The organism is Paenibacillus sp. J22R232, from assembly GCF_056269165.1.
The window spans coordinates 364399-381510 of sequence record NZ_JBWDNK010000006.1 but is presented as its reverse complement, the minus strand read 5'-3'; the positions used below and the strand labels follow the sequence as shown (position 1 = coordinate 381510).

8 protein-coding genes and 2 pseudogenes are annotated in these 17112 nt (G+C 50.1%); 7 read left to right on the top strand and 3 right to left on the bottom strand.

From position 1 onward, the window contains the following. Together AC0YN3_RS20360 and AC0YN3_RS20355 are read left to right on the top strand one after the other, a co-directional pair. Positions 1-2178: S-layer homology domain-containing protein (locus tag AC0YN3_RS20360; RefSeq protein ID WP_475776791.1), on the top strand; the 2178-nt coding region annotated here is incomplete at its 5' end. Positions 2179-2233: 55 nt separating this feature from the next. Next, the gene (locus tag AC0YN3_RS20355) at positions 2234-2362 is read left to right on the top strand and encodes a hypothetical protein (RefSeq protein ID WP_475776790.1); all 129 of its coding nucleotides are present in this window, start codon (positions 2234-2236) and stop codon (positions 2360-2362) included. 77 nt (positions 2363-2439) lie between these two features. Here AC0YN3_RS20355 and AC0YN3_RS20350 read toward each other — a convergent pair whose 3' ends face one another. Continuing rightward, positions 2440-3180 carry an ATP-binding protein gene (locus tag AC0YN3_RS20350; RefSeq protein WP_475776789.1) on the bottom strand — a complete coding sequence of 247 codons (741 nt, stop codon included), beginning with the start codon at positions 3178-3180 and terminating at the stop codon, positions 2440-2442. Positions 3181-3201: 21 nt separating this feature from the next. Further along, positions 3202-3420, bottom strand: a complete 219-nt coding sequence (locus AC0YN3_RS20345) for a hypothetical protein (RefSeq protein ID WP_475776788.1) — start codon at positions 3418-3420, stop codon at positions 3202-3204. 254 nt (positions 3421-3674) lie between these two features. Here AC0YN3_RS20345 and sigK (AC0YN3_RS20340) point away from each other — a divergent pair. Continuing rightward, a pseudogene (gene sigK, locus AC0YN3_RS20340) lies at positions 3675-4208 on the top strand (RNA polymerase sporulation sigma factor SigK). Positions 4209-5037: 829 nt separating this feature from the next. On the opposite strand, the gene AC0YN3_RS20335 reads toward sigK (AC0YN3_RS20340), so the two are convergent. Continuing rightward, a complete protein-coding gene (locus AC0YN3_RS20335) occupies positions 5038-8616 on the bottom strand; it encodes an S-layer homology domain-containing protein (protein WP_475776787.1) in 3579 nt (1192 codons plus the stop codon). A 314-nt stretch (positions 8617-8930) separates the two neighbouring features. Here AC0YN3_RS20335 and sigK (AC0YN3_RS20330) point away from each other — a divergent pair. From sigK (AC0YN3_RS20330) to AC0YN3_RS20315, 4 genes and pseudogenes are all read left to right on the top strand, one after another. Beyond that, positions 8931-9461 (top strand): annotated as a pseudogene (gene sigK / locus AC0YN3_RS20330) (RNA polymerase sporulation sigma factor SigK). A 523-nt stretch (positions 9462-9984) separates the two neighbouring features. Next, the gene (locus AC0YN3_RS20325; protein WP_475776807.1) at positions 9985-10446 is read left to right on the top strand and encodes a glycoside hydrolase domain-containing protein; all 462 of its coding nucleotides are present in this window, start codon (positions 9985-9987) and stop codon (positions 10444-10446) included. A gap of 117 nt (positions 10447-10563) precedes the next feature. After that, positions 10564-16131 (top strand): X2-like carbohydrate binding domain-containing protein, encoded by a 5568-nt coding sequence (locus AC0YN3_RS20320; protein WP_475776786.1) that lies wholly within the window; start codon positions 10564-10566, stop codon positions 16129-16131. A 224-nt stretch (positions 16132-16355) separates the two neighbouring features. Then, positions 16356-16781 (top strand): hypothetical protein, encoded by a 426-nt coding sequence (locus AC0YN3_RS20315; RefSeq protein WP_475776785.1) that lies wholly within the window; start codon positions 16356-16358, stop codon positions 16779-16781. The last annotated feature ends 331 nt before the right edge of the window (positions 16782-17112 follow it).

Sequence of the window (17112 nt, the reverse complement as noted above, 5' to 3'; positions counted from 1 at the left end):
CAGGAAACGAAAACGGTGACCGTAACGCGAACAGGAACAGGCGACTTGGCGAGCTTGGCGACAGCGCTAAGCGGAGCGGACGCGAGCAGCTTCACGGTTACGCAGCCAGCGGCGACAACGCTCGATAGCGGAACGACGTCCACTACTTTTACAGTGAAAGCGATTGACGGACTTGCCGCAGGGACGTATACGGCTACGATAACGGTATTGGCGACCAGCATGACGCCGGTGACCTTTACGGTTACGCAGGTGGTGAACGTTCCACTTACGTACACCATCGATGGATTGTCTAACGAGACGCCGAGCGCACTGACAGCAGGCTACGCATCGGGAACACAGGAAACGAAAACGGTGACCGTAACGCGAACAGGAACAGGCGACTTGGCGAGCTTGGCGACAGCGCTAAGCGGAGCGGACGCGAGCAGCTTCACGGTTACGCAGCCAGCGGCGACAACGCTTGATAGCGGAACGACGTCCACTACTTTTACAGTGAAAGCGAATGACGGACTTGCCGCAGGGACGTATACGGCTACGATAACGGTATTGGCGACCAGCATGACGCCGGTGACCTTTACGGTTACGCAGGTGGTGAACGTTCCACTTACGTACACCATCGATGGATTGTCTAACGAGACGCCGAGCGCACTGACAGCAGGCTACGCATCGGGAACACAGGAAACGAAAACGGTGACCGTAACGCGAACGGGAACAGGCGACTTGGCGAGCTTGGCGACAGCGCTAAGCGGAGCGGACGCGAGCAGCTTCACGGTTACGCAGCCAGCGACGACAACGCTCGATAGCGGGACGGCGTCCACTACTTTTACAGTGAAAGCGAATGACGGACTTGCCGCAGGGACGTATACGGCTACGGTAACGGTGTCGGCCGCGGGCATGACGCCGGTAACCTTTACGGTAACGCAGGTTGTTAATAGTAGGAATAGTGGCGGGACTGGCGGTAGTCCAATTTCTCTGGATGTTTTAACACATTTGGATATCGACCAAAACGGCATTATGATTAAGTCGGATACAATTGACACCCGTAAGCCGTCCGTCGCTCTTGAAGTTGCACCAAAAGACGGCGTTGCCTATGTCAGTTTACCGGCAAGCCTATTAACCGAGTTTGAGAAGAAAAACGCCACTTTTATCACCGAGATTAAGGCAACTTACGGCAGCTACAAGATTCCCGTCAATCTGGCATCGCTCATTCCAGGGCTGCAGGATTTGCTTACGAAGAATGGACTCAAAGCCGAGGATATCAGCTTCAAAGTTACTTTGACCGATAAGTCTGGTGACAAGGACATTCAAGCGGCGGTTGCAAGCGGGTTGCCAAAGGGACAAGTATTAGGCGCGATTGTGGATTTCAACATCTTAATTATTAATACCAAGTCAGGACAAGTGATCGGAACAGCGGACAAGTTCAGCAGTGCGCTGACGCGAATCATTCCGATGTCAAAAAACATGACCGATATACCGGAGCAATGGGGCGTGTTCCGTTATAACGAAACGACAAAGAAATTTGAGTTTGTATCCGCGAAGAAAGTGTTGATCGATGGCGCATGGTACGTGACGATCAACTCTTATTCCAACAGCGTGTACGTCGTGGCACAAAATCCGGTGAGTTTTACCGATACGTTTAAACATTGGAGCAAAGCATTCGTAGAGCTGGCTGCAGCCAAAGGACTCGTTGAAGGAGTTGGCGGCGGGAAGTATGACCCTGACAAAGCCGTAACGAGAGCGGAGTTTACCGCCATGATAGTCCGAACCTTGGGACGCAGCGGATCTGTCGGGAATGCAGCACCGTATGTAGATGTAAAGCAAGGCGCATGGTACTTCGATGAGGTAGCCAAAGCGAAGGAACTTGGACTGCTCGGCTTCACGACTGGTACGAGCTTCAAGCCTGATCAACCGCTATCACGCGAGGAAATGGCGAGCATGTTGGCGGCCGTGATTAATCTTGAAAAGTTGTCGATTGCAAAGGATTCTGTTAACTTGAACGGCTACAAAGATATCGGAAGCGTGGACGCGGCTTACTTGGAGGATGTTCGCACAATGGTTACCCTTCAAATTATGAACGGTACAAGCGCGAATACGTTGGATCCAAAGGGCGAGACGACTCGCGCACAAGCGGCGGTTGTGTTCATCAGAATGCTGCAAACGCTAGGTTCAATCGATAGATAAGATTCATGGACAAACCCGCTTGAGCAGAGGTGAATCTGTTTAGGCGGGTTTATTCATGCCTATGGTGGTGAAACCGATTACTTCGGTAGAGCGCTTGTATGGCATGCAAGAGATCAGCGGTTCGATCCTGCTCTCCACCAACACTTTAAACACAAACGGCAGAGATGTAGATTTTTTGTTTTGATTTTGTTACTGTTTTTTGCAAGCGAAATATGCTTAAATTTGCTGCGAAAAATGCCGAGACGCTTGCCAGTTAAATGGTCACTGCGGTATACGTTCCATCGCTTGCTTGAGACGGAAGCTGTCGCCAGTGAATGAAAGAATGTGTGCGTGATGCACAAGGCGGTCGACCAAAGCGGACGTTAGCTTCGTGTCTCCAAAAATCGAGGTCCATTGACCGAACTCCAGATTGGATGTGACGATCACGCTTTGCTGTTCGTAGTAATCGGCAATCACATTAAACAACAATTCTGAACCTGTTTGGTTAAACGGGACATAGCCCACTTCATCCAAAATAATCAGTTCCATCTTCTTCAGCTTCTCGCGAAAACGGTTAAGCGTGCCCACCGCAAACTTCTCTTGCAGCAACGACACTAAATCGGAAGCTCGAAAGAATTGAACGGCATGTCCTCTCCTGCAAGCCTCTACGCCAAGCGCAGTCGCCATATGCGTCTTGTCTGTTCCAACCGCCCCCATCAGTCGATCATATTGCTGAAGGGACACCCTTGGCGTAGTACGCTCGCTCGCGGTCCTCTCGAGCTTGCTCGGCGAAATACGTAGCCAATTTCTCATGGTCCTCATATAGCGGAATCGGTACCGTCCAATTGCGTTTGGCGTAACCGCACTTGCTCTCCACATGCCCCTTCTCATGACCGCTGTATGGATTACAAAATATAGCTTCCATCCGGTAGTGCGCGCAAAACCGTTGAAAGCCCTCTGTGAGTTGACGCTCACATGCTTCCCGATGTGGACGCCTGCAGCCGACAGATTGTCGAACCACATGCGCCGCGGAACGCCACCCATTTATTCGAAGCATTGCTTCATCCCTTCGAGAAAACATTCTTGGTTTTCTGCAGGCGTCGGATAGACAAATGCTGTATTGCTGTAAGGAAAGGACACGGCGAGTAGCTTGTACGTCATAAGCTGCTGATCGTGGCTAACCTGAATTGTCGTGAAGTCTACTTGTGCTTCGCCTGGCGGGTGCTCAAGCCGCTCATACGTTTTCGCGCGTTCCAGAGCCATTCGGCTCTTCTGTTGCTTGACGTAAGAGAGAACGGTTCGCTGTCCACTTGTTGAGGCATTTTTAGCATTCCTTCCAGTCTCCTTCGTCGAGTTCTCGCAAACCTAACGATAGGAGGATAATAGGATGCTGGTAAGTGTCTCTTATTCTTTGCCATTACTTGAGCATTTTTACGCTGCAATTTTCGGCACTTTTAGTATGCATTAAACAAGGTGGACAGTCTTATCATTGCTGGGAGCTATGAGTTCAGGTTTGTTTGTTTACATCGGTTTGTGTACACATTGTCAAAAAATTCGACAATACCGGGGAAGATTTAGAGGATCTAATCTCCATCGGCACGATTGGATTGATCAAAGCCTTCGAGAGCTTCCAGACCGGCAAAGGCACGAAGTTCGCGACGTTCGCGGCTCGCTGTATGGAGAACGAAATACTTATGCATCTGCGGTAGCTGAAGAAAACCCGGAAGGACGTTTCTTTGCATGACCCGATCGGCACGGATAAGGAAGGCAACGAGATCACGTTGATCGATATCCTCGGTACAGAGGCTGATGATATCGTGGATAAGGTGCAGCTGAAGATTGAGAAGAGCAAGATTTATAAAAATCTTGATATATTGGATGATTGGGAAAAGGAAGTTGTCATTGGCCGGTTTGGTTTGGAGCATGGCGGGGATGAGCGGACACAGCGGGAGATTGCGAAGGAGCTGGGGATTTCGCGGAGTTATGTTTCGCGAATTGAGAAAAGGGCACTCATGAAGCTTTATCATGAGTTTTATAAGGCGAAGCGTTGAGAAGTGATCTGAGCTGAGCTATTATATTACATCTGATCTTATCTTATATGGCGATAAAGCCAGGGATTGCTTGCACGATTTATATCAATAAAAGAAACCAAATGGCTGAGATTCCGTTTGTTTTTTTTCTGTATACACACTCCGCATATATGGAGTGTCTGATATTGATCATTCGTAATGATTGTGATGTGACGGTATCTCTTAAATTTTAATGGTTGTGAATGAAATATGAGGTAGCATTGTTCACTTTGCCCAATTTAACGAGGGTCATTGTATTTTCTACTCTCAGGTCATACTTGATTTCTCCCGTATCTTTAAAACGTTATCCTGCAACAGTAGCCCCATAGTTGGATCTTCCGGTGATAATGTGATCCACGATCTTCATGTCAGCCGAATGTTGCTGATTATTTTGACACATGGCAACTAATCGGATAATACTAGGATTTATATTGTCTCTAGCGATTGCCCGGTTTAAGAATATGTAGAAGATCGTTTCTGCTTTGTTTTTAAAATTTTCTGTCAAATCTTTTTTATCATGGACATTTTCGTACAAATTGGCGTTAGCCATATACCTTAAAGAAAGAAAATTATAAAGCTTTAGAGAACATTAATGCAACGCCAGTGAGAGATTATTATACAGACCGTCATTGATAGCGCGTGCATCGTCAGGCGCACCCAAGTGATAATGAATCAGGCATAGACCAAAGCCCTACGCTACTGTTGTGTGTTTATCAGCATCAGACCGGAGATTTTCTTTGTAAAATAGAAGGAGACCCTTCCGGCTGAATATTGTCCAGCCGGAAGGGTCCGCATTTTTCTGTTTACGCTTTTACTTAGCCAGATATTCGACGAACCTTGAAAAGATAGCAGCTACTTCGGCGCGGGTGCCGGTGGCTTTGGGGTCAAAGAGGTTGTCCGGCTTGCCTAATACAATGCCGATTCCCCGCAGCGCCTGAACGGCCTCCAACGCCCATGAGCTGATCTCACTCTCGTCCGCGAAGGACTTAGATTGGCTTTCAGGTATCTCATAGCCCTTGTACTTCATGTAGTTGTACAGTATTATCAGCATCTGCTCGCGCGTCATCGATGAATTGGGGTCAAACAGGTCTGCGTTCATACCGTTGACGATGCCGCTTTCGGCCGCCCACTCGACTGCCGCCGTGTACCACTGCCCGCCCGTCACGTCGCTAAAGCGGGAACTCGTGTAGCCGGAGCTGTTTACGTTCTCAAGATTGGCCAGTACCTGTACAAACATCGCACGCGTCATTGAGGTGCCCGGTGAGAACGTCGTGGATGACGTGCCGTTGAAAAGACCGAATGTGTGGGCTAAGTTTACGTTGCTGTAGAACCAGTCGTCCATGTTGACATCCCTGAAAGGATTGCCCGACGTCACGAGGAAGCCCAGCGGGGTGTCGTCATCGAACACAAGCTCCGTACCCTCATGGATGTTCAGCGACATGCCGTTGTCTAAGCCGACACTCGCGCCGCCCGGTCCTACCACAACCGCGCCGTTGCTCTGTATTTTCGAGCCGCCGTGGATATCCACCTGGTTGCCGTTCGGCAGGTTAACATGCGCCTCTCCGCCGCCCACTGTGATCGTGCCGTCACCCGCTATCGTCGATCCGCCCGGAATGGTCACTGTGCTGTTGCCGCCGGGTAGTGTTACTTCGGCGCTCTTGTCCGTCGGAATGGTCACCTTACCGTTTGAGTCTATAGTTGTGCCTACGGGAACCTCAATCTTTGTCCCGCCCTTGGTTGCAATCTCGCCGCCACCGGGCAGGGTGGTGTTGCCGTTTTTGTCCGTGACTGCGGGCTTATCCTTCGGTGTGTTCACTGTGTAGGTCGGCTTCGACGATCCGGCATCTGTCCCGGTGCCCGTATTGCCCGTATTGCCGTCAGAAGGATTGGTCACAATGGGAGTCGTCATTGGCATCGCCGTCGCACTCATCTCCGCGCTGTCGCCCTTCGCGCTTACCGCGATGACCTTAAAGGTGTAGTCTTGGCCGTTTGTCAGGCCCGTGAAGGTATATTCGGTCGTTGCTGCATCCAGTGTGATCGGCGTCACGTCGCCATACCAGACCTTGTAGTCCAATATCGCGCTGCGACCGTCGTCAGGATCGTCAGGAGAAGTCCAACTCAATGTGACCTGTCCATCGCCCGCCGTCGCCCTGAAATCGCCAGGAGCACCAGGAACGTTCATTTTTCTCTGCACGAACATCCAATCAAAGACATCGGTGTAATCATTGTCCCAAGCCGACAAGTTAGAGGACTGCGCCGTGGGAGCTATGCTCCAAGTCCCCATAGTTATCTGGTTGTAAAGAACCGCCGCTTCAACTTCATGCGCTACTTGATCACCGAGGACAGGTGTGTTGGCCGGATTCGGCCTCCAATTCGGCTGATCAAATTGATTGTAGGGCCACGTAAGGGGCTCATTGCTCTCAAAGCGCGAAGCCCTCGCGTTGATCATTTTCGGCATATTGGTGTTTATGAAGGTAGTGAGGTTAGTCTGGTATCCTCCAACGTTATGTTCATTTATAAACATCCAATAGGCCAGGTCGTTGTGAACGTTGTTGGCGTTCGCGCTCGGTGAGCCGCTTACCGGAGACATAGGTGCGGCGGCCGCGAAGAAGCCGGGATAGGCGTTAACTAAGCTGTTCGTATACTGGCCGCCCCATGAGAAGCCCGCCGCGTAAATACGGTTAGGGTCTACTGCGCCGCTGGCAACCAGGTCGTCTATAACCGTCTTAACATTGGCTGTGGAGGGAGTAGACGTGCCATTATAGGAAATATTCAGTATATGGCTGGCGTATTTGCCGGGATCTTCTTCCATTTTCTTCATCAGAGCGACTGCGCCGTTGGCGGATTTCATGGCCGCTTTTTGGTCTGTCGTAGCGCTTGTGCCGCCGCGTCCCATGCCGTGGGTATAGACATACAGCGGCAATCCTTGCAATACTTCACCGTTGTCATCCTTGTGAAGGTAAAGCGCGCGATTGACCGAATTGCCCGTTGGTGTTGTAAACTTGTCAAGGATCGGATTCACAACTTTTTCCTGTTCAAAAACCACGTAGCTAAGCGGACTCCCTTCTGTCAGTACGACCGCGCCGTTTTGGACGATGCTGTATACCTGCTTTGTCGAGTTCATGCTGCCATCCAGCGTTATAGTGCCGCCGCCAGCTGAATAAAACTCAAACTCAACTACGATGTAACGGCCGCTTTCCAGTCCGGCTTGATAATCCGGTGAATGGCTTACTGTCCCAAGATAGCCGCGCACCTTCGGTTCGTCATTGGCGTATACCCTTGTGATCTTGCGCGTCCCTGCAAAGGTCACCGAGGCGCCGTTCAGGGTCGTGTTCCTGGCCGACACGGTAAACAAGCCCGGATTAAGCTCGGAGCCTACCGCCGCCTTCCCTTCGCCCAAGTCAATGATGACGGCCGCCGTGTACTCGCCACTGGCGAAGTTGTCATTCCATACGATAAAGGGAAGCAGCTCCGCGGCCGAATCATTTTTGAATGTCACGTGAATGGTATGGTCAGCGTTAACATTTAAAAAGGTATAAGTGCCATCGGATAGAGTCGCGGCCTCGCCGTCTACCGTTACGGTATCCACAATTTTTCCGTAATCGGGGGTAATTGTAAATTCTTTGTTTGAGTTGCTAGCTATTCTCAGGACATCGCCTGTTGCGTTCGGCGTTATTCGGCCGCCCGATCCCGCCGTGGCGGTGATTGAGAATCTGGTGTCCACTTCATTGGCTAAAATGAGCTTCAGGCTGTTTGTATATGAAGCAGCGCTGCTATAAGCCTTGTCCGGATCTCCGAAACTGGAAACGACTTCATAGCGGTCGCCGCCCGTTTGCGACGAGTTATTGATATAAACATCAAAGGTAAAATCGCCTTCCTTCAAGGTCAAGATTCTTTTCGGTATTCTCATCTCCACGATATATCCTGTTTCCGTGATCTGAGTCCAAGCAGCTCTGCCCGGAGCGGACTGCCCTGAAAACACGCCCGTCGCGCTGACACGCCATTGGTTTGCGCCTCCGGTTCCGGTGCCTACATAAAACTCCAGACTATCGTATTGGTGATCTCCGCCGGCTCCCTGATATAGATTGCTGTCCTGCACAACCACGCGGGCATACAGGTAGTCGGAGTCCCAAAGGATCCTGGCTGTGCCGGTTGCATGGGGTTTGGAGTCGCCGGGCACAGTACTTTTGTTGATGAGATGCTCCATTGTCAGGGCCCACAGTGGATCGTCTGACCCGAGTTCGGGAGTTCCGAAAATGGCGGTCGGCGTTTCATTAGCCTCTGCGTTCTCGATGTTGTCAGTGGCGGCGGCAAAGCTGGCAGGCATTAGCGCCGCCACCATTACCAAGCAACAGAGGAACGCGAGCATTCTGCTAAATCGTTTTGACATATAATGATTATCCTCCTTAATTTTCGATCCGGTGCGCCTACGGCTTACCCGCATCGTATTCATACCCTTGATACGCAAACGGTTTATGTTTACGCTTTCATTCTAGAGGGAAGCGTCTTTTATCACAATGTGCATGTTTTTACTTCAATTACCTTTTGTTGACTTATTTAAGCTACTCTTACTCCATTCCTCCACTCTCCGATAGCTTTCTTCCAGCGAAATATCCTCCTGACCAAAGTGCTCATATTCTAAAAAAAAGACGGCTCCTACTAACCTATTCCTATCGCTGGCAGCGATGAGACCGTAGTTAATTAATTGCATCGGGTTATGTAAACATAGTCAAAAAATTCCATAATACCGGTGAGGATCTCGAGGACTTGATCTCGATCGGGACAATTGGATTGATCAAGGCGATCGAGAGCTTTCAGACTGGTAAAGGCACGAAACTCGCGACATTCGCGGCTCGCTGTATGGAGAACGAAATACTTATGCATCTGCGGTCGCTTAAGAAAACCCGGAGGGACGTTTCTTTGCATGACCCGATCGGCACGGATAAGGAAGGCAACGAGATCACGTTGATCGATATCCTCGGCACGGAGGCTGATGATATCGTGGATAAGGTGCAGCTGAAGACTGAGAAGAGCAAGATTTATAAAAATCTTGATATATTGGATGACCGCGAGAAGGAAGTCGTTATCGGCAGGTTCGGGCTGGAGCAAGGCTGGGATGAGCGGACGCAGCAGGAGATTGCGAAGGAGCTGGGGATCTCGCGGAGCTAAGTGTCGCGGATCGAGAAGAGGGCGCTCATGAAGCTTTATCATAAGTTCTATAAGGCAAAGAGATAAGCTGGTCGTAGTATTGTTTTGGGTCATCGTATTCATCACGCACAATTAATAAGAGTCCATGATGTATGCCTGCCTCCATCTTGTATTGAAGTAGTAAGGCATTGTATCATGTCCAACTTCTTAAACGAACATATCCAATCTTAAAACTTTATTCTGTGGTTCTACAGGTACAACTTGTATGCTGAATGTGAGAGAGGAGGAGCTAAGGCGAAGAGTGTTTCTACATGAATATCAAAATGCTAATGAGGTGCAATCGTCCGGTTGTCTCCGGATACCATCTAATCCTATGCCACGAGTGGATACAACTCCGAGCTGCCCATTGTCCGGTTCAGCCATAACCATGTCAGCGGTACGGGCGGCGCAAGCCGGGATGGCATCACCCCCGCCATTTGCCGGTTAAAGCAAGAGGCAACGGAATATGAACGGGAGGCAGAGACAGCGGAATGCGGATACTATAACGTTGTGCTCAAGCCTTCTGATATTAAAGTGGAGTTCTTCTCGGATTGTGAAGTGATTGGCTGAGGTGATGATAAAGGCGGGCTGGGGACATGAATATCCGTATTCCGTTTATATCTATTTGAAAGCCGATCACCCCTTCCATAATGCGCTGCTATGCAACTCTACAGGCTCACTGACCCGTTTACGCGTGAATGGGGCTAATTGCAAGGTTATGATCAGCTTTGGCGATGCGAAGGTCGTAAACCTGCAAGTTGGCATCAATTATGTAAGCGCTTTAAATACAAGGGCCCATGTAGAAACGGAAGTCCGAGACAAGGATTTCGATACGATCAGAAATGAAGCGGTGGTCACCTGGAATCAAAGCATTTCCAGAATTCGCGTTAAGCGCGGAGACGAGGATCAGCGGATGTTATTCTACACCCACTTTTCCCGGCTTCTGTACATGCCGAGTGATCTTGGCATTGACGATGAATTCAACTACTGGAAGCCGGGAGTCCGGCAATTCACCGATATCTATTGCATGTGAGACAGTGTAAGGATTGCCAACTCCCAGATTTGCTTATTCGATCCGGAACTGGGAGCGGACTTGCTGAATTGCTTCCTTGATATTACCGACTACCATTTAAAGAAAGAGGGGAAAAGATTGTTTAAGCGAATAGTAGCCATTTTAGTTGCCGTAATCATGGTCATGCCAACCTTGGGAGGGGCGGGAATCCGGATCGCCCAAGGCGCAACGTCAGATGCGCCTCCCTCGCATTACAAAAAGCTGCAGGATCTGGTCATCTTTGGCGATACCGTTCCAGGTTCGTATACAAGCGCTCCATTTGAAAAGGATGGCAGCAAGCCTCCGGTTGATACAACCGAGATGTATGGAGGTCTGCCCTCTATCAGATACAATATGACGGCGACGCCCGGAAGCTACTGGGAATCGCAAATTCTGTATTCTTCCGGCTGGTATCCCTTTGAGATTACTAGGTACTACGAGAACGGGTTTCTGGAGTTCAATGTAAAAGGAAATGCCGGAGGGGAGAAAATGGCGGTCGGCCTGCAAGGCAACTTCACGGAAAGCTATCTGATGTCGCTGCCCAATCCTGATCTCTCCAACACTCTCATTAAATCTAAGGTCGCCATCGATAGAGCGGACGTCACCGGAATCTCTGGCGTGACCACCGAATGGCAGCATGTGAAGATCCCGCTCAAGAAGCTGTTCAGCCCAGATTCCGGCTTTGATATGAAAAGTGTTACCGCCTTCGTAGTTAGCAACGATACTACCGAGTGGCCGTTGAAACAGAGCAAGTTCTATATCAACAATATCAGGATTACTTCGCCAGATAACGAGGCCAGCTTCCCGGCCATCAAGGTAAATCAGGTCGGCTACAGGACTGACTCGAATAAGGTTGCCATGGTCAGCGGCTTCGTAGATGAGCTGACTGCCGTAGGAGGAACTGCCTTCGAGGTGAAGCGAACCTCCGATAACCTAACGGTCTATACCGGACAATTGCAGCTACAACGGGAATTCGATGCTGCATTCTCCGGAGAGCGCGTATTGCTGGCTGATTTTACACCTCTTGCTGCTCCGGGCAATTATTATCTGAAGGTAAATGCGCCAGGGGTCGCCAATTCGGTTCATTTCGAGATTGGCGATACGGTATATGACGATCTGTTCAGAGACATGCAGCGGTATTACTATTACCAGCGGGCCAATATGGACCTGGTGGAGCCCTATGCGGAAGGCTTCGCACGCAAGGCCATTCATACCCAGGATAATAACCTCCGATACACCTCGGATGCCACGAAATCCAGGGATTTGTCCGGCGGCTGGTATGATGCAGGCGACTTCGGCAAGTATACGAATAATAGCTCCATCGCCACCTCCCATCTGTTATGGACCTATGAGCAATTTCCCGCCCTCTTCCAGGATAACAGTCTTAATATTCCGGAGAGTGGCAACGGAAAGTCGGATTTGCTGGATGAGATTAAATTTAACCTGGATTGGTTTCTGAAAGCTCAGGATTATGCCACAGGCGGTTTCTATACCGTTATCGCTCCCAAAGGCTATTTTGACGGGCGGATGAATGGCGATGTTCAGAGCAGCCAGAATGATGTCAAGCCAACTACCGTTACGGCTCATGCGGTAGCCTTGCTGGCGCATGCCTCCACGGTGTTTAAGGATTACGATACCGCTTACTCGGAGCAACTTCTTCAGGCGGCGCTGAGGGGCTGGCAATACCTGCTGGAAAATCCGCAAAACATACCGAATACAGCAGGTTATGCCGATGCCTCTGACGCGGATAACCGGGTTTGGGCAGCAGCCCATATTTTCCGAGCTACCGGTGATCCCGCGGCCAATGCAATCGTGTTGAACAATTATAAAAAATACGAGGATGTCTTCCTGGATGTAGAGTATGGCATGGGCCGCCATCTGGAATTTGATATTATGCTTGCCTACGTCACCGCCGATCAGGCCGACGAAACCGTGAAAAGCTGGTTTACCGAAAACTTCTCCATTTGGAAAAGCGTGCTCTTGGAACGGCAAAAGAGTCACATATGGCGGACCTACTTGTTCGAACTAGGCGCATGGTGGGGAAGCAATGCCAATATTTCAGAGACATCTATGTTCCTCACTCTGGGCAGCATGTTTACCAACACCTTCGATGATCAGGTCATAGATGCCATCCAGGATAATTACAACTACATTCTCGGCGTCAATCCCATGCAAACAAGCTATATCACCGGATATGGCGAAAATGCGATGAAGCAAATTTTCAGCGGGATTTATTCCATTGATTTAAAGCCCGGCACTCCCAAAGGCTATCTGGCCGGAGGTATAGATATATATGGCACAAAGGCAGCCTCCGTGTATCAATTCAAAAAGTTTGAGGATTCCACCTCCAACTACCGCTCCACGGAACATGCCATAAACTTTCAGTCGACCTCCATCTTTTCATTGGCCGTACTGAAGCAATACAAGGGCAGTCAAACACCCCAAACAGCGGCGCCAAACCAGATTACGCTGAACCGGACCAAGGCCGAATTCGATCTTAATGCGCCTGCCGATGTTGGCGCTTACACGACCATTTCAAATGGCAATGTGTTGACGGGGATTACCAACCTCACCACCAACACACAACTGGCTCCAATCTCTCATTTCCAGCCGGCTACATCGAAGGCAGGAACCATTTGGAAATCGTATTTACAGACCTTGCCGGTTGGCACGCATAACTTCAGCTACCAATTCGACAATGGGACTAGTCTCCCGCTGGTGGTAGAGGTGGTCTCTAACAGCAAAGTCAGCTCGGCAGCATCCACCTTCAACCAAAATGCGCCGCAGGATATTCCGGTGACCGTTGCTCCTTACGGCAATGTACTATCCTCCATATATAACGGAGCTACGGCGCTTCAACCCGAAAAGGACTATACCGTTTCAGGCTCGGTGTATACCTTGAAGCAAAGCTATCTGCAAACCGTGCCTGTTGGGGTTTCAACCTTCACCTTCGACTTTGCAACGGGCAGCGATCAGGAGCTGAACATTGCAGTCGTAGCGGATCTGCCAAACGGGGCCGTGGGTCCGGCAAGCTCCACATTTGTGAAGTATGCCCCCGCGGACCTTAGCTTTACTGTAACGAAAAACGGGAAAGCGCTGAACGGTATCCGATACGGGTTGACGCCGCTTGTTGAAGGCACGGACTATACGGTGACCGGGAATGTGTACACGATAAAGACGTCCCTCTTGCAAACTATGAGAAATGGCTATCAAGGACTATACTTTGACTTTGATTCCGGAGTAGACGGCATGGTCAACATCCTGGTCAAAGATAACGCGACTGCTATCGTGACGGACAAAACAAGCTACCAGCCAGTCGCTGCGCCGACTTATAATCCCATTATCGATCGAAATGTCGATGTAATGGTGATGTTCAATGGCAACAATCTGAGCGCCATCAAGAATGGGACGACAACCATCGCAGCCTCCAATTATACCGTTGCAGGGCACTTCTATTACCTGAAGAACTCTTATCTGAAGACCTTGCCGGAAGGCTTGAATACCATCACCTTCGACTTTGATGGGGGCGCGGATGTCAATATCCCGATTAACATCGTGAAGGCTGATGTGTCGCCGAAGGTTACTGATTTCAACAAGAACAAGCTGAGTGATATTACCGTCACGATGAATTCAACGGGCGGGAGCTTGCAGAGGTTAACGAACGGAACAAACACTTTGGTCAAGAATACGGATTATGTCGTCAGCGGTTCGAGTTATACAATAAAAGCAAGTTATTTGTCGAGTCTCGAAAATGGACGTTATGACTTTACATTTCATTTGCAGAATGCGACTGGCATTACCAATCCTGTCTTGACGATCCAAGTAGATGCATGGGCGAGCCTGAATGAGCGTTTGACAGGCGCGACGGATGTGGCTGCAGGGCTGCCGGCAACGGTTACTTACGGGGCGGGGGAGGTTGTGCTGGGCTCCGTAACTGGAGCTGTATATGGTCAGTCTACCACCATCCGCTATAACCCGGGGGTACTGGAATTCGTAAGCATCACTCCGCTGAAGGAAGGCTATTCCCTTGCTGGATATGACAATCAGGCATCCCAAGGAAAGCTGGAGTTCGTGGTCTCGCAGGACGGAGCCATTACGGGTGAAAGTGATCTGTTCCGGATTAACTGGCGGGTGAAGGCGACTCCTTCCGCGGCATCTGTGACGATGACAACCTACTCGGAGTACTTGGATGACCTGGGGCGGTATGTGGATGTGTCGCCTGCCGCTCTCACCATGAATGTAAATCTGGTAAACAGAACGGAATTGCTCGATCTCATAAACTCGACGCAGGCACTCCATAATGCCGCTGTGGAAGGTACCCTTAACGGTGAATATGGAGTTGGGTCCAAAGAGGCTCTGCTTGCCGCCATCACCCAGGCAGCGGTTGTATATGAGAACGTTGGCGCCACCCAGGAGCTAGTGAATCAAGCCATTGCTAGTCTGAATCAGGCTTTGGAGACATTCGACCAAACTAAAGTCGTTGATGATGGCACAGGTATAATTGTTGTTCCGGAGAACCCTGTTATCGGTAACGGCGGCAACAACAACAGTCAACCGCATCAGCAGATCATAACGGAAGCGGAGCTAAAAAGTAAGCTTGCCGGCAAACTTGTCATTGATCTGGCCTACGGCAAGCAGGAGGTTCTGCTCCCTGCCCATACGGCTGACATTATTCAAGCGAGGCCGCTCGTTGTAAGCTCCGGCGGAGCTGATTTGACGATTCCGTCGCAGGTGCTGGCTGCCTTGTGCGGGCTGGGAGAAAAAGAGGAGCTGAAGGATTCGCTAATCAAGATCAAGCTTGCGAAGGTGGATGTCACCTCATGGATCGGCAGCGGGAATCCGCTGAAAGCGGCAGGAGAAGGATACAGCCTGGAACTTGTCCTTGTTGACCGGAAGGGAAATGAGAAAGCCCTTTCCGAATTTACCGCGGCTGTCCATGTGTCCCTTCCCTATCGGGGAACCGGAGTAGACGAGAACCTGCTGGGCGTCTATTACCGGAATGAACAAACGGGAGCATGGGACTATGTGGGCGGAAAAGTTAATAAGAGCAGCAAAAGGATGGAAGTGGACTTGTCCCATTTCAGCACCTACGCCGTCATGGAGTGGAACAAGACCTTCCGGGATGTGGGAGCTGACCACTGGGTCGCTCCGGCTCTGAAAATTCTTGCTGCCAAACATGTTGTGGCCGGCAAGACTGAGGCGGTCTTTGACCCTGACGGACAAACTACCCGCGCTGAGTTTGTAACATTAATCAGCCGTCTGCTTGGTCTTAAGGCCACTGGCAACAGCAGTGTGTTCGCTGATGTAAGATCAGGTGACGCTCACGCATCCGCCGTGAAAGCAGCTTATGAGGCCAAAATCATTAATGGACGCAGCGAAGGCAGATTTGCCCCGAGCGAGACGATTACCCGGGAGGAAATGGCCGTGATGCTCATTCGGGCGTATGTCCATGCAACGGGGGAGGCAGCCCATGGCACCTACACGTTCACGGACAACCACCAGATTTCCCCGTGGGCCAGGTCAGCGGTGGGGGCTGCCGCCAAGCTTGGTGTTATGGTTGGCGTTGGCGGGAATCGCTTCAACCCAGGAGCCGACACCACCAGGGCAGAGACAGCCATGACCATCTATAACCTGATGAATGCAATTGCAACGAAAGGCCAACGGTAACACGTTTCATTTCCCAATAACGTCTTCCCGCTCACGAATCAATATTTCGTTGGCGGGTTATTGGCGTCCGCTGCCGCGCTACCGCCTTGGAATTCAGAGTGCGAATGGCAACCGATTTGTATACAACTTCTTAAACGAACATATCCAATCTTAAAACTTTATTCTGTGGTTCCGTGGGTACAACTTGTATGTTGAATGCGTGAAAGGAGGAGATGACGTAAAGAGTGTTTACGTATGCCGAAACAAACAGCCAAGGCGTATTCACGGTAACTCGATCGGACGGGCCCGACGCTTACATTTCCTACACCAATTACCCTGGGCATACGCCCAAGCTTGCCACGAGTTCGGCCTGGAATCACATCGTCATCTCCAGCGCGTCATATATTCGCATCAGCGGCTTTGAGCTTGCGGGTAACAACGGAAATCTGTCCGTGAGCGATGGGGAGGCGCGGTACAATCATTTCCTCCAGCACTATCCGACGGGGACGGTGAATTGGGCATACATGGCCCAGACGAATACGAACGGGGTCTACATCAAGCCTGCTAAATGCCTTTGCTTTTTACGGCCTTCTGGTAAGCTTCTGATGTATAGACCGAACCTAGGTCACTGTGAAGCTCAGATTCTTCTGGCAACGCAGGAAGCCGAGTAAGCGTGTCCAATACAAATGCCGTATCCTGTGTATCACCTATCACTTTATGATTAATGGTCATTTTCTTACGCAGCTCATTCGTTATTTTACGGTAGCTATAACAAAAGCGATGTTTATGGCAAAGGATCTTTAAGAACCGATTCTCATGGTTTATCTGATGGTTGGGTTGGTCTACGAAACTGACCATGCCAATCCTGAGAGCATTGTTACGGTTCAGGGGACAGGATATATGCCGGTTGCCGTTGGTGCGTTGCAAGCGCGAATATAAAGTTTTCTTTACATTTCATATATGGCGCAATCTAGCATGATAAATTAGAAGTAATATTTGAAG

Bases quoted from the DNA above. Each gene is read 5' to 3' on its own strand.
- AC0YN3_RS20355 (WP_475776790.1), top strand. From the start codon at position 2,234: ATGCCTATGGTGGTGAAACCGATTACTTCGGTAGAGCGCTTGTATGGC.
- AC0YN3_RS20345 (WP_475776788.1), bottom strand. From the start codon at position 3,420: ATGGCTCTGGAACGCGCGAAAACGTATGAGCGGCTTGAGCACCCGCCA.
- AC0YN3_RS20350 (WP_475776789.1), bottom strand. From the start codon at position 3,180: ATGTGGTTCGACAATCTGTCGGCTGCAGGCGTCCACATCGGGAAGCAT.
- AC0YN3_RS20335 (WP_475776787.1), bottom strand. From the start codon at position 8,616: ATGTCAAAACGATTTAGCAGAATGCTCGCGTTCCTCTGTTGCTTGGTA.